General features: G+C 47.4%; 17 protein-coding genes. 9 read left to right on the top strand and 8 right to left on the bottom strand.

The features are described from left to right. Positions 1-221: transposase (locus BLR50_RS11045; RefSeq protein WP_205408691.1), on the top strand; the 221-nt coding region annotated here is incomplete at its 5' end. 144 nt (positions 222-365) lie between these two features. Here BLR50_RS11045 and BLR50_RS11040 read toward each other — a convergent pair. Beyond that, positions 366-869: a M23 family metallopeptidase gene (locus tag BLR50_RS11040; protein ID WP_162840411.1), complete on the bottom strand. Its 504-nt coding sequence runs from the start codon at positions 867-869 to the stop codon at positions 366-368. A gap of 502 nt (positions 870-1,371) precedes the next feature. On the opposite strand from BLR50_RS11040, the gene BLR50_RS11035 reads away from it, so the two are divergent. The 6 genes from BLR50_RS11035 (at position 1,372) to BLR50_RS11010 (ending at position 5,691) form a co-directional block, all read left to right on the top strand. Beyond that, positions 1,372-2,226 carry a PHP domain-containing protein gene (locus BLR50_RS11035; RefSeq protein ID WP_092642069.1) on the top strand — a complete coding sequence of 285 codons (855 nt, stop codon included), beginning with the start codon at positions 1,372-1,374 and terminating at the stop codon, positions 2,224-2,226. 71 nt (positions 2,227-2,297) lie between these two features. Next, on the top strand, positions 2,298-2,555 hold the full coding sequence (locus BLR50_RS11030) for a TIGR03905 family TSCPD domain-containing protein (protein WP_092642067.1): 258 nt from the start codon (positions 2,298-2,300) through the stop codon (positions 2,553-2,555). A 21-nt stretch (positions 2,556-2,576) separates the two neighbouring features. Then, positions 2,577-3,233, top strand: a complete 657-nt coding sequence (locus tag BLR50_RS11025) for a hypothetical protein (RefSeq protein WP_143008103.1) — start codon at positions 2,577-2,579, stop codon at positions 3,231-3,233. 244 nt (positions 3,234-3,477) lie between these two features. Next, positions 3,478-3,789, top strand: a complete 312-nt coding sequence (locus BLR50_RS11020) for a PadR family transcriptional regulator (RefSeq protein ID WP_092642063.1) — start codon at positions 3,478-3,480, stop codon at positions 3,787-3,789. A gap of 12 nt (positions 3,790-3,801) precedes the next feature. Then, positions 3,802-4,413, top strand: coding sequence for a DUF2812 domain-containing protein (locus tag BLR50_RS11015; RefSeq protein ID WP_092642060.1), 612 nt, complete (start codon positions 3,802-3,804; stop codon positions 4,411-4,413). A 24-nt stretch (positions 4,414-4,437) separates the two neighbouring features. After that, the gene (locus BLR50_RS11010; RefSeq protein ID WP_092642057.1) at positions 4,438-5,691 is read left to right on the top strand and encodes an erythromycin esterase family protein; all 1,254 of its coding nucleotides are present in this window, start codon (positions 4,438-4,440) and stop codon (positions 5,689-5,691) included. Positions 5,692-5,796: 105 nt separating this feature from the next. Here the strand turns inward: BLR50_RS11010 and lexA are convergent, their stop codons facing one another. From lexA to BLR50_RS10995, 3 genes are all read right to left on the bottom strand, one after another. Next, positions 5,797-6,384 (bottom strand): transcriptional repressor LexA, encoded by a 588-nt coding sequence (lexA, locus tag BLR50_RS11005; protein WP_092642054.1) that lies wholly within the window; start codon positions 6,382-6,384, stop codon positions 5,797-5,799. Positions 6,385-6,502: 118 nt separating this feature from the next. Next, positions 6,503-7,228 carry a PHP domain-containing protein gene (locus tag BLR50_RS11000; RefSeq protein ID WP_242871749.1) on the bottom strand — a complete coding sequence of 242 codons (726 nt, stop codon included), beginning with the start codon at positions 7,226-7,228 and terminating at the stop codon, positions 6,503-6,505. An 84-nt stretch (positions 7,229-7,312) separates the two neighbouring features. After that, the gene (locus BLR50_RS10995; protein WP_092642051.1) at positions 7,313-7,642 is read right to left on the bottom strand and encodes a DRTGG domain-containing protein; all 330 of its coding nucleotides are present in this window, start codon (positions 7,640-7,642) and stop codon (positions 7,313-7,315) included. Between the two features lie 147 nt (positions 7,643-7,789). Between BLR50_RS10995 and BLR50_RS10990 the strand changes: the two genes are divergently transcribed. Then, positions 7,790-8,698 carry an alpha/beta hydrolase gene (locus tag BLR50_RS10990; protein ID WP_092642048.1) on the top strand — a complete coding sequence of 303 codons (909 nt, stop codon included), beginning with the start codon at positions 7,790-7,792 and terminating at the stop codon, positions 8,696-8,698. Positions 8,699-8,746: 48 nt separating this feature from the next. Here the strand turns inward: BLR50_RS10990 and BLR50_RS10985 are convergent, their stop codons facing one another. From BLR50_RS10985 to BLR50_RS10970, 4 genes are all read right to left on the bottom strand, one after another. Further along, the gene (locus BLR50_RS10985) at positions 8,747-9,394 is read right to left on the bottom strand and encodes a GNAT family N-acetyltransferase (protein WP_092642045.1); all 648 of its coding nucleotides are present in this window, start codon (positions 9,392-9,394) and stop codon (positions 8,747-8,749) included. Between the two features lie 75 nt (positions 9,395-9,469). Further along, on the bottom strand, positions 9,470-10,759 hold the full coding sequence (locus tag BLR50_RS10980) for a [Fe-Fe] hydrogenase large subunit C-terminal domain-containing protein (RefSeq protein ID WP_341465420.1): 1,290 nt from the start codon (positions 10,757-10,759) through the stop codon (positions 9,470-9,472). 41 nt (positions 10,760-10,800) lie between these two features. Next, entirely contained in the window at positions 10,801-11,223 is a 423-nt protein-coding gene (locus tag BLR50_RS10975) for an ATP-binding protein (protein WP_092642039.1), read from the bottom strand. Next, positions 11,223-11,570 (bottom strand): DRTGG domain-containing protein, encoded by a 348-nt coding sequence (locus tag BLR50_RS10970; protein ID WP_092642036.1) that lies wholly within the window; start codon positions 11,568-11,570, stop codon positions 11,223-11,225. Before BLR50_RS10970 ends, BLR50_RS10975 begins: the two co-directional genes overlap by 1 nt. Before the next feature lie 340 nt (positions 11,571-11,910). On the opposite strand from BLR50_RS10970, the gene BLR50_RS10965 reads away from it, so the two are divergent. Continuing rightward, a complete protein-coding gene (locus tag BLR50_RS10965) occupies positions 11,911-12,579 on the top strand; it encodes a nucleotide-binding protein (RefSeq protein WP_242871748.1) in 669 nt (222 codons plus the stop codon). Positions 12,580-12,704: the final 125 nt, after the last annotated feature.

The following is a 12,704-nucleotide window of genomic DNA, read 5'->3' as shown; positions in this document are numbered from 1 at the left end:
AGAGTTCTTTAATGATATTTGATAGGCATGCAAATTTGAAGTATAAGTATGGGAACAGGCATTTCTGGTGCAGAGGATATTATGTTGATACAGTAGGAAGAAATGCAAAAGTAATTGAAGAATATATCAAAAACCAATTACAAGAAGACATAGCTTCAGATCAAATATCATTCAAAGAATACATAGACCCGTTCACGGGTAGCAAGGAAACAAAGGCATGAAAAACGAACAGCCGCTTTAGCGGCTGCCCGTAATAGTAATGCGGTTGGCGGAACCATTCAGTGCGTCTTGAGACGCTGTGCCAGTAATATGCCCTTTTAGGGCTGGTGCATACCACCAGTTTAACTGGTGGTTTTGATTAGGCTTCAGTTATAAATATGCAATGCGTTACTGGGGTTAATCGCTTTGCTGTCTTTCAGCAGGTCAAACTTCAGGCAACTGTTAAAGATAGTCATGTCCAAATTCTTTTCCTCATTAACATTAGCAGCGATAGTGGCAATAGTACTTCCTTTTTTGACATTATCGCCTTTTGAAACCTTGATACGGTTTTCATCCAGAGCACTGTATACCGTTTGAAGCCCGTTTGCATGGTCAATGACGATTTTATATGTTTTTGTGGTCTCATCTGATCCAACGTAAGACACTGTTCCGTCCAATGCAGCATATACATTGGTATCCGCTTTTAACGGGAAAATAACATAGTTGTCTGTGAAGTTCAACTCTGCGGATGCGGCAAGGCTGTTTCTGTCTACCGGAAAAGTAAACTTCGATGCAAATTGGGTTATACAAACAATTACCGTAAAAAGTATTATGCAAAAACCTATAATCAAAAGCAACAGGTTTTTTTTGTGATTTATTAATCTACTCACCTTGCCAACCCCCTCTATATATTAGTTGTAAATTGCGATAGAACCTCCGGTGACAGGGGCATTCACTGATGATTGATTTGTTAATCGTATTTTAAAACTGCCCCCTCTTGCAACTTGATATGATGCATAATAGTTTTCAATATATACACCGGTATCATAACCTCCTGGGTAAGTATAGCCATAAAACAATATGTTTACAAATACTTAAATAATACTAATGTAATACCATTGTAACGCTATGGTTTACCTCTGGGGTTTGCTATACTTGTCGTTTTTCTTAGTGCAATGTCGTTTTATAGGCAGTGGTCTTAAAACCGGACGTGCCCGAATAAGATTAATCACAGGATTATTTCGGCCGTTTTACCTGTATTATACATGCGCCCAACTCAAAAAACCTTGCGCTAATACATTATTTAGTTGTATAATATATTAATAATATTTGTAGCAACATGGGGGAAATGAAGTAACAATCGTTAATGCCGGGTGAAAAGAGGGGAATAACATGAAAGGCGATCTTCACTGCCACACTAGGATATCCGACGGCTCGATGGGAATAGAAGAGGTAATCGCTTACGCGAAACGCGCAGGGCTTTCGTTTCTGGCTGTTACCGACCACGACACCATGTCCGGTGTAATGCGTGCCAAGATATTGGGCAAGCGTTATGGCGTTGAGATTGTGCCGGGCTGCGAGATATCAAGCATCGACCCGGATACGGGGCGTAAGGTACATATGCTCTGTTATCTTCCCAAGTTCCCCGAACGTCTGGAGCGTCTTTTTATCCGCATACAGGAGGAGCGCAAGAACGCGGGCAGCGAGATGCTCAAAAAGGTAATGCGCATTTACCCCGTAACCCTTGAGCATGTGCTTCGCTATACGGCAGGCAGCAAGATTATCTATCGGGTGCATGTCATGAACGCACTGATGGACCTCGGCTATGCCGACTCTCTGTTCGGCCGGGTTTATCATGAGCTGTTTCACGAGCCGGACGGCAGCTGCTACACCGATTTTACACGCCCCTCGGTGTATGAGGTGCTTGACCTGATTCATGAGGCGGAAGGCATAGCGGTGCTTGCGCACCCGGCCACCTACGACAGTATGGCTTTTATGGCAAAGGCCGCAAAGGAACGCCTGATCGATGGCGTGGAGCTGTGGCACCCGGATAACTCTGAAGCGGTAAGTGCGACGATTGCCGAAACGGCCAAGGAGTATGGGCTGCTTGTTACCGGCGGCAGCGATTTCCACGGTATGTACCGCGGCATACCCAACCCCATAGGCGTCTGCCATACACCGGAATACGCACTGGACGCCCTGCTTTCGCATAAGGATAAAACCGGCATCAAAACGCGCATCGAGTAGCGTTTTAAAACAAAAACGTATAGAATTACTTTATGGCGTGTATTATATAATAGAATAAGGATGAATTTAAGTTGAAATATACATACAAGCCTTCGGGTGTGTGCTCTATGACAATAGAGCTGGATATCAGTGACGAAGGGATTATCAATGAGGTTCGCTTTGTGGGCGGCTGCAGCGGCAATGCGCAGGGGATTTCGGCATTGGTAAAGGGCGCTCGCATCAGCGATGTAATAGACAGGCTTAAGGGGATACGGTGTGGGCACAGAAACACCTCCTGCCCAGACCAGCTTGCAAGGGCACTGGAACAGGTTGCAGTTCAAAAGACATAAATGCTTCGGGGGAGAGAACGGATGGAGCTTCTTGTTGCACTATTAATTCTAATGACAATGGGCATGGTGTTAGTGGTTTCAAACCGCTTGCAGCGCAGGTTCAAACTGGCTGTGGTGGAGGACACGGGAGACAGTGATATTAAAATAGCCGGGGAGGAGAACGAGCCGGACGAAGCTGCCGGCAACTCGGAGGAGCTGGATGAGCTTGCCGGGATTATTAAGGCTGAACACGATAATGGCAACATCGAGCGTTCCAAACGGCTTGCGGTGCAGCTGGTGGAAACGGTGTTTTCCCATGACATTTTTACGCACGGCCTCAAGGATCAGGAACTGCTGCTGCAGATACGGCTGCTGATTACCTTCACGGTGGATGTCTGCCTTGAAAACGGGCTTCCTAATGCAATAGATGCACAGTCGGCACAAAACCTGTTTTATGAGCAGATCAGCCTGCGCGACCGCGAGTTCTACGACGAGATACAAACCTCCGGCGCTTTTTCCATGTATCTGCTCTGCACGCGTTCAGAGGTTTCAAACTCCACTTCTATCGGTAAGGAGTTTGCGGCATTGTGCAAAAAAGCCAACGACACAGAGTACACCCACCTTGGTAAGAGTATCTTCGAATATTACCTGAAGCTTTGTGCCGATAAGATTCGCGAGGCGAATTTTGTAAAACAGTAAGCCAATGTATTATTATCTGTCGTAAAGATAAAGTACGAAGATTAGTTTATAACATACCCGCCATGCATAAACGGGATGAGCCGTTTATGTATGGCGGGTATTCTTTTTATTAATCAAGAAACCACAGGGGCTTATCTATAGCTGCTGGGGTTATGATTTGCCTATTGACATATACAGTTTAACTGTATATAATCATACTATACAGTTAAACTGTATAGTTGAACTGAATATCGAGGGATTAATAATGAATCTAACGAAGTACCTGCCGTTAACTGAAACAACGTTGTATATCATGCTTGCGTTAACGCAGCCTGCGCATGGCTACTACATCATGCAGAAGGCTGAGGAGTTGAGCGGGGGAAGGGTTCGCATCGCGGCGGGCACCATGTACGGTGCCTTAGAGAATTTACTAAGTCAAAAGCTGATTGAAAATGTGCCGTCTACCGACGCGCGGCGCAAGCTCTACCGGATTTCCGAAACCGGTAAAGAGGTTCTGCGGCTTGAAATTGAAAGGCTGCGGCATATCATAACAGTTGCCGGAACCATCGGGTTTTAGGAGGGGTGAGAAATGAAGCAATTTAAAATCTTTATAGACTTTGCAAAAGAAGAACAATACCTCAATTCTCAAGCCAAGAAAGGCTGCCGTTTTTTCAAAAGCTCATGTCTGGGGTTCTATCACTTCGTAAACGAAGCGCCAAAGGATACGAACTATCGCATTGATTACCGTGTTTTTAAAAACCAATACGATTTTAATAACTATGTTACTATGTTCGAAGACAGCGGCTGGCGGCATGTTTACGGAACCAAATACTCCGGCAGACAGTATTTTCTGCCCGTGAGAGAGAACGCAGCAGAGGATATATTCTCTGATATAACCTCCAAGGCTCAGCGTTATATCAGTTTTCAGCGGCAGTGTATTGTTTCACTGGTGCTGCTGTCAGTTTACTCCTATATCACTATCAAGCCGCTAAACTCTCCGATTTTTTTAACTCCTGGCCTTTGGGAGAAGCAGGGGTCCAGCTTCTGGCTTGCGTTTTTAATTGAATTGCCGTTTGCCTTAATGCGTGTGTTGCCGATGTTCCTGTTCTTAGCCGCTGCAATCTTCAACGGCTGTTTGGCGATTATGGCAAGGCGCTCTTACAAACGGTTTTTAGCTGAAACCAAAGAACAACATAGTTAGTGCAAAAGGAAAGGGTGCAGTTTTTTGAAAAAATTCGGTTTTCTGTTTGTGTTAATCACACTATCGCTTGCGTTATTATTAGCCAGCTGCGCCAAAACAGTTAAAGTGGCAAATATCAGTGAGTACCTGACTAACATCAGCGATCTGAACGCCGATGACAGCGTAAGAATTGTGGGCTTGGGGGAAGCAACACACGGCAATGTGGAGTTTCAAACCCTTAAAAAAGAGGTTTTTCAAGCGCTGGTGCAGAACAATCATTGCCGGGTGTTTGCGCTGGAAGGTGATTTTGGCGGGTGCCAAAGGGTAAACGAGTTTGTGCAAACCGGTGAAGGAACCGCAGAAGAGGCCGCGGCACAGATTGGGTTCGGAATTTACCGCACCAAAGAGATGGCTGATTTAATCCGATGGATTCGTGATTTTAATGCAGGCGCTCAGGAGGGCGATAAAATAAGGTTTTATGGTTTTGATATGCAGCGCTTTGACAACAACAAGGCGGGCTTGTTTAATTACCTTGAAAAGGTAGACGCTAAAACCTGTGCCGAGTATAAAACATTTTTTGCCGACTTAAATGATGAAACTGTGTATGATCAGGATAAAGAGAAGGTGAAGGCGGGTAAGGAATCAGCTCAAAAGCTCATAACCCTTATGACAGCCAACCAAGCGCAATATGTAAGCCTCTCCAGTGAAAAGGAGTTTGTCCTTGCCTTGCAGTATGCGCAGTGTATTGGCGAGAATGCCACGCTGCAAACCTCTAGTGCAAGTTATGCTCAGTTGCGCGACCAGTATATGGCCCAAAAGGTGAAGTGGATACTGGACTACGAACAAGCGGGCATGATTTTTATAGCCGGGCACAACGGGCATATTGATAAATCCTCGGCGGCTTACGGGTATACCTCTATGGGAAAATACCTTTCCGATGAATTCGGCAGCGGCTATTTTGCCATTGGTACCGATTTTTACAACACTACCTTCCGCGCGGTTACGTCGGGCGGTGAGGTGAAAAACTTCACCCTAAAAAACTCAAACGTTCTTACCGAACAATTTATAAACCTTGACGGTAATGTGTTTTACCTAAGCTTTAAAGATGCCGAAAAAAACGATACACTTAACGGTATTCTGAATCAAAGGCTTACCATGGGCAGCGTCGGCTCGGAATTTAACGACTGGCAGAAGATAAACGGTTCTTTCTATACCCTTCAAATGATTCCCCGAAAAAGCTACGATGGTATTATCATTGTAAAAGATGCTACACCTACGGTGGTGGCCCCCCTTAACTGAGCTACATATAGAAACTGGCTGCCTCCTTACACAACTGTGCAGGGAAGCAGCCAGTTTTCATTCTTTATTAAGTTCAGCTTACGACCGGCAGTTTAAAACCGTTTACTACTCGTACAACCGTACGTTCGCGATTACCCGTCCCAGGATAGCAACCTCATTTACAATAATCGGCTGCAAGCGCTCATTCTCCGGCTGCAGGCGGAAGTGCCCCTTCTCTTTGAAAAAGCGTTTTACGGTAGCAGAGTCATCCAGCAGCGCCACCACAATCTCACCGTTATCGGCATAGGTGGTTTTGCGTGCAATCACAATGTCGCCATCCAAGATGCCGCATTCAATCATACTGTCGCCGCGCACATTCAGCGCAAACAGGTCTCCGGACCGGTACCCCTTTGCACGAAACGGCACATAGCCCTCGATATTCTCTATCGCCAGAATCGGCGTACCCGCCGCAACGTTGCCCAAAATCGGCACCTGCAGCACCTTCTCGGTGTTAATTTTAATGGAGCGGTTCTGGTTGTATTCGCGTTCGATATACCCGGCCGATTCAAGCTCCTTTAAATACTTATGCACGGTGGAGGTAGATTTAATCTGCAGCTCCGTGCAGATCTCACGCACCGAAGGGGGTACCCCGTCGGCAGCACGCTCCACAATATACTCATATACCCTTAGTGCGGTAACCGATACTGTTCTCATCTTCCGCATTCCTTTCGGGATGAATTTTTTGAAGGTTAATATATTGCCTCTTTGGTTAAGTCAATCATAGCATAAACAGAGCAGAAATGCAAACATATGTTTTTCAAGGCTTAAGATTTTATAATCCGCGCAGATAATCCAGCACCGCGGCAGGTGTTCTGCTTGCTGCTGAAAGCTGCCGTTCTCCCTCCGAGATATCCCAAAGGTAGTGTGCATCCGAGTTGGTAACAATCCGCATGCGGGTTAATGCAGGGTGTGCGGCGGCAAGGGTCGGGTGCTTGGTAATATCATAAACCTCAGCCGTTTGGAAGGTACATTCCGGCGGAATTTCGCCCAGCGCCGAAATGATAGAGTAGGAGGGGCGGTCGATATGTGCGGGAAAGGCCACGCCTCCGAATCGCTCCATCAAGCCACCCACCTCGGTCACAGGTATATCCGCCGCCGTTACCAGCAGGCGGGGTTCTGTGCTTATAAGCTCATCCATACTGTCGAGTATCCGCTGTTCACCGAATTTCTCAGGGCGGTTGAGTACCGGCATGGTTTTGGTGTATACATACTCATCAAAGCTCATGGCCTTTTCGAGGGTATCAAACAGGCATACCACATGAATCTCCTCGGCGGTGCACAGCTCCATGCCGGGGAGTACTAAAATCGGCAGTTCCATACGGTCACGCGCCTCAATGATAGCGGGGCAGTTTTTGCAGGAGTTGTGATCGGTAAGCGCTATTACATCCAGCCCGTTCAGGTGCGCCATATTCAGAATGTTGTTGGGGGTGCTTTCGTTATCCCCGCAGGGCGAAAGGCAGGAATGAATATGCAGGTCGTACGCCAAACGTTTTATCATCGCAGCGGCGCCTTTCCGGCTTTATGTCAATAAGGCCATGTTTTCTTTGCCAAACTGTTTATTCAAACGAATGTTCACAATGTATTAAATAAATTCTGCAACCTTCTGCGCAGTTTCATACACGGGAAGGGTACTTGCAAGCACGGCAACATCCTGCTCGGTGGCCTTCTTCAACCCGTCGGCGTCGAGCATCATGCCCTCCGCAAGAATGATACAGGCCACATCGGCAAGCACCGCCACCGCAATGGAATTTACGTTGCCCATTACGGTAATCCAGGCGTCGTCCTGCTGTGCCCTGCCCATTACAAGGCTTAACAGGTCGCAGGTGTAGATATGCTTTGCAGTATTGTTCAGGCTTTCGTTTCCTGCCAGAATGCGAAAGCCGGTTTTTTCAGAGAGCTCCTTAACAGTCATTGGTTATACCTCCAGGGTGTTTAGAATGTATCTTATATATTTTATTTGAGAAACATGGTATAATCAGGTATTATAGGGGGTGACTTTCGGCTTTATGACGGCGTGCTTTACAAATCCACAAGAAGCTTCGTAAAACCGGAAAATATTATGACATCAAAGAAAACCAGCAAAGTATTTCAAAACACGGTAATTCTGTTAACGTTGCTGATAAGCCTTTCACTTTTTGGCTGTGCCGGTAAAAGTGCCGCCACCCTCCGCACTGCAAGCGTCAGTGATCCGTTAAAAGAGTCTCAGATAGTTAAGCTGTCGGTGGAAAGTGAATATATGGGTAAGTCTATGCCTGTTATGCTCTATCTTCCCAAGGGCTATGGTAACGGGCAGGAATACCCGGTGTGGTACGGGCTGCATGGTCACGGCTCTTATGAAAACATGTGGATAGACGAAGCCGGTGCCGCCAAAGGGGCAGATGAACTAATCGATAACGGTGAGATTGAGCCGCTTATTATGGTATTCCCCTATATCAAGGATGCCACGCTCCAAGAAATTCAGAAGGATAAAGCGGACGATGGGAAGTTCAGCGAACGAAATATCGACCAGTATTTGAGCAAGGAGTTAATCTCCTACATCGATACTCATTATTTCACCAAAACGTCATCCGACGGCAGGTATATCGGGGGTTTCTCAATGGGCGGTATGATAGCCCTTCGCGTTGGGTTCCACCACCCCGATTTATTCAGCAAGGTTGGCGGCTACAGTGCTGCGGTGGCATCCAAAGATTATTCTGATAAGCAACTGGAGAAATGGCTGTTTCCAAATGACAATTTTGATAATATCGTAGATATTGCAAAATTCGATAAAGAAAAGGGCTTTGATAAGCTGACTGTCTACCTTGATGTAGGGAAGAATGACGATTCCTTCTCCCCGTCTGTAAAATCCTTGTACGAAGCCCTGCAGAAGCGGGGTATAAAATCGGAATTAACCCAGTTTGACGGCGGTCATACCCTAAGGCAAGGCTGCATTAAGGATTATCTGAAATTCTACGCCGCAAAGAACTAAACTGATTCCACAAATAAGCGAAGGGGTAATAACTTTGCGTGAGTAAATTTATTGCCTCTCTTTTTTTAACCTTTCGCGTGTTGCCCGATCCTGTGCGTCAATGGCGGCACCTAAGGCAAGCCCAATACACATTCCAATAGAAAAACCAACTCCGATGTTTTTAAAGGCAGCGCCAAAAGACAAGCCTACACTAAAACCAAGGCACATATAAATAGCCATGCAGCTCGTAACGGGTTTTTCAAGCTCCCACAATGGGCCTTCCTTGCCTTCGCCCGCAGGGGCAAAGCCGTTCTTCTTCAATACTTGAATTGAGGCTGCATTGTCCTTCTCGGTTTCGGCGGTAACAAAGTAAACGCCCTGATGGCCGAATGCCCATGCCAGCATCGCCTTTACGGCCTCTGTTGCATACCCTTGATTTTGATAGGGTTCATCAATGCCATAGCCGATTTCAACAGCCCCGTTTACCGGGCAACCCTTAAAGCCGAGGCTGCCTATGGGCGTATTGTCCGAATTCAGATATATAAGCCAGTTGGTATACCAAAGCCAGTCCTTCGGGTGCTCAACGCAGCCGTTATACATCTCATTCAGCGCTTGTGCCATATGCTCGTCTGCCTGCGGCTTTTTGATGTACTCCCCCAACTGCTCGGTGGTTAAGGGAACAATACGCAGCCGCTTTGTCTTTAGCTGTATCATCATTTTGTCCTCTTATTATATTTAGGATTTACAGGTGAGCGCCCGGGGCAGTTTTCTTCTTTCCAACAAAATCTTTGGCTAATGGGTCTTTTCCTCCAGCTGCGAAAGCTCATTGGTAAGGGACTGCATCCGCTCACGCAGGCGATAGATGCACAGGCTGTCGGTGGCCTTGCCGCGCACAATATCCTCGGCAAGCGCCCTGCAGGTGGGGGCGCCGCAGGAACCGCAGTCGATACCCGGGAAGGTGGCGGCAATGCGCTCCAACTCCTTGAGCATATGCATGGCGTCGCTTACATTGTCGGCTAGCTCCATCACGGGGGCGTATTCAATACTGCGCTCCCAGTTAATCTTATCAGATAACTTGTCATCCATGCGATTGCAGGAGACCGGCAGGTATTTACGCAGGCGCTTTAAACGTGTGCGGGCCACATAGGGGTTTTCCACCGTCAGTACGCCGCCCACACACCCACCGGGGCAGGAGTTGAGTTCAATAAAATCAAGGTCGGAAAACTTCTCGTCCTCCAGCGCCTCCAATACCTCTATAACATTTTCAATGCCATCGGCCGCCAGATAATTTTCATTAAGCATGGCAGAGGCCTCGCCGCCGCTTGATGCCCAGCTGATACCCATTCTGCCAGAGGCGCTCAGCGGTTCGGGGGAACCGGCCACCTCTTTCATATACGGAAGCAGTCGTGTGTAAACATCCTTAATCGCTACAACGGCGTCAACGCTGCTCTTATATACCCCCAGCGGCATTTTTACAGCCGTAACCTTGGCGGGGCAGGGCGAGATAAAGATAATCCCGATATCCTCCGGTGCAAGGCCGGTTTTCTTAACCGCCTCCTCGCGCGCCATCTTTGCGGCAAGCTCGATAGGGGCTTTTAGCTGCAACAGATTGCCCAGCAGCTCGGGGAAGCGTACGCGGATAAGGCGTACCACCGTCGGGCAGGCAGAGCTGATTACAGGCTTTTTCAGCTTACCCTGATCCATCAGGCGGCGCGTGGCGTCAGAAATAATCTCTGCGGCTCGTGAAACCTCAAATACATCGTCAAAGCCCATCTTCAACAGGCCGGATAACAGAATATCTACATCGTCTAAGTGGTTGAACTGCCCGTAAAGTGAGGGGGCAGGCAGGGCAACCTTATACTTCTTGCTGTTTAAAACATCAAGGCTGTCAAATTCCGGCTTCTTTGCGTGATGCGGGCAAACACGAATACATTCACCGCAATCAATGCAACGATTGGAGATGATATACGCCTTTCCGTCGCGTACCCTTATGGCCTCGGTAGGGCAGCGCTGAATACAGTGCGTACAGCCTTGGCATCTATTGGCATCCAGTGTTACTGAATGAAAGAATTGTTCGGGCACAATACATCCCTCCGTATCGGGCGGATGGTGAACAGGCGGTTTTACAGGTTTACCACCATGGTTACTGTCGTACCTACCCCAACGGTGCTATCCACCGTCATCTCGTCCGTGTATTTTTTCATATTGGGTAATCCCATACCGGCGCCAAACCCCAGTGTGCGTACATTGTCGGGTGCGGTAGAGTAGCCCTCGGTCATAGCAAGCTCTATATCGGGGATACCGGGGCCGGTATCCTTTAGCACCATAATAATCTTATCCTCGTCTACCTTAACATCAATCACGCCGCCGTTTGCGTGAATCACCATATTGATTTCGCCCTCATACATCGCGATTGCCGCGCGGCGGATGGCCTCCTGGCTTACGCCAAGCTTTTTCAGCAGCTTTTTCATGTTGCTGGAGGCTTCACCCGCACGGGTAAAATCATCGCCCGGCACATCATAGCTTAAGCTGATTATCTCCGCCATCAATCCGTTCCTCCGCTCAAGCCGCTGCTATAAAGGATACCGCAGGCGGAAAACATGCGGCAGTCGGTTTTTAAAAGCACAAGATGCCGTTCGTTGGCCAGTTCAATCATGGCTGCGTCCGGTTCCTTGCCGCGCACAAACACGACGCATACCATATCCATCATATCGGCGGTGCGTATTACCTGAGGGTTTACAAGGCCGGTTAACAGCACCGACTGATCCTTCACATAAGCGAGTACATCGCTCATCATATCAGAGCCGCAGGCGTTATGTACCTCTCGCTGAACATACTCTTCACCGCAGATGACGGTGGCATTTAAAAGCTTGATAATATCGGCTACAGTCATAAATAATCCCCCAAGCACACGAAGATTGTTAAAAAAATCTCAAACAGGTTCTATGCTAATTTATTATACCATTTGAATGGTAGCTCTTCAACACAGAAACACTAAAATATGCACGTTTGTTCATAAAAGTTGATGTCTAGAACTCAACCTATTTGCATGATTATGGGGAATAGGGTGGGCAAATCCAAGCGCTTTTTGTATATTATCATCTAAAATGGTTTATCCAAACGCAACAGTTAGTATATTTTTAGCAGTGCGCTTTTATTGAATAAAGTGTTTATTGGTGCTATAATAATTAAGTCAGTATTCAGATGGTGTTGTATGAAAGGCGGTGCTCGTAGTGCTGGGCTTGGAACGCTATATCGTGGTTACCGGCCATTACGGCAGCGGCAAAACCAATCTTGCCGTAAACCTTGCCTTCGACCTTCGCAAGCAGGGATTACCGGTTACGGTGGTTGACCTGGATATTGTAAACCCCTATTTCCGTACCGCCGATTTCAGAAAGCTGTTTGAAGAGCAGGGCATTACCCTTATTGCTCCGCCGTTTGCAAACTCGAACTTAGATCTTCCCGTGCTCTCTGCCGAGGTTTTCTCGGTGTTTGCACAGAAGGAAGGCTATGTGATCTTCGATGTGGGCGGCGACGACGCAGGCGCGGTGGCGCTGGGTATGTTCCGCGCGCACTTTGAGCGGATAAGCTACAGCATGCTGTATGTGATAAACCGCTACCGTTATCTGACACGTTCCGCCGAAGAGGCCTGCGAGCTGCTGTGTGAGATCGAGGCCGCCTCGCGTTTAAAGGCAACGGGTGTGGTAAACAATTCAAACCTTGCGCGCGGCACCGAGGCAAAGGACATTGTAGCTTCGGCAGAGTTTGCACAGCAGGTGTGCGATAAACTGAAATTGCCGCTTATCTGTACCGCCGCGGTTCGGCCATTTGCAGATGAGCTGCAGGGTAAGGTTGAAAATATCTATCCGGTCGATATCTATGTTAAGAGTGTCTGGGATTAGGCGATATAAAGGGCCTAAAAGGACATTGGGATAAATAATGATTTGGAGGTGCAAAGTTTGAAAGATAAATCTTTCAAACTAGGGTTTTGTGCTTTTCGGTTAGCAACCGAAATTTCGGCTAAAGC

This window comes from Acetanaerobacterium elongatum (genome assembly GCF_900103835.1).
Taxonomy (GTDB): Bacteria; Bacillota; Clostridia; order Oscillospirales; family Ruminococcaceae; genus Acetanaerobacterium; species Acetanaerobacterium elongatum.
Note: the sequence above shows the minus strand (reverse complement) of the source record. Positions and strands in the feature narration are given on the sequence as shown.

Bases quoted from the DNA above. Each gene is read 5' to 3' on its own strand.
- BLR50_RS11035 (WP_092642069.1), top strand. From the start codon at position 1,372: ATGAAAGGCGATCTTCACTGCCACACTAGGATATCCGACGGCTCGATG.
- BLR50_RS11025 (WP_143008103.1), top strand. From the start codon at position 2,577: ATGGAGCTTCTTGTTGCACTATTAATTCTAATGACAATGGGCATGGTG.
- BLR50_RS11020 (WP_092642063.1), top strand. From the start codon at position 3,478: ATGAATCTAACGAAGTACCTGCCGTTAACTGAAACAACGTTGTATATC.
- BLR50_RS11015 (WP_092642060.1), top strand. From the start codon at position 3,802: ATGAAGCAATTTAAAATCTTTATAGACTTTGCAAAAGAAGAACAATAC.
- lexA (WP_092642054.1), bottom strand. From the start codon at position 6,384: ATGAGAACAGTATCGGTTACCGCACTAAGGGTATATGAGTATATTGTG.
- BLR50_RS11000 (WP_242871749.1), bottom strand. From the start codon at position 7,228: ATGATAAAACGTTTGGCGTACGACCTGCATATTCATTCCTGCCTTTCG.
- BLR50_RS10995 (WP_092642051.1), bottom strand. From the start codon at position 7,642: ATGACTGTTAAGGAGCTCTCTGAAAAAACCGGCTTTCGCATTCTGGCA.
- BLR50_RS10990 (WP_092642048.1), top strand. From the start codon at position 7,790: ATGACATCAAAGAAAACCAGCAAAGTATTTCAAAACACGGTAATTCTG.
- BLR50_RS10985 (WP_092642045.1), bottom strand. From the start codon at position 9,394: ATGATGATACAGCTAAAGACAAAGCGGCTGCGTATTGTTCCCTTAACC.
- BLR50_RS10975 (WP_092642039.1), bottom strand. From the start codon at position 11,223: ATGGCGGAGATAATCAGCTTAAGCTATGATGTGCCGGGCGATGATTTT.
- BLR50_RS10970 (WP_092642036.1), bottom strand. From the start codon at position 11,570: ATGACTGTAGCCGATATTATCAAGCTTTTAAATGCCACCGTCATCTGC.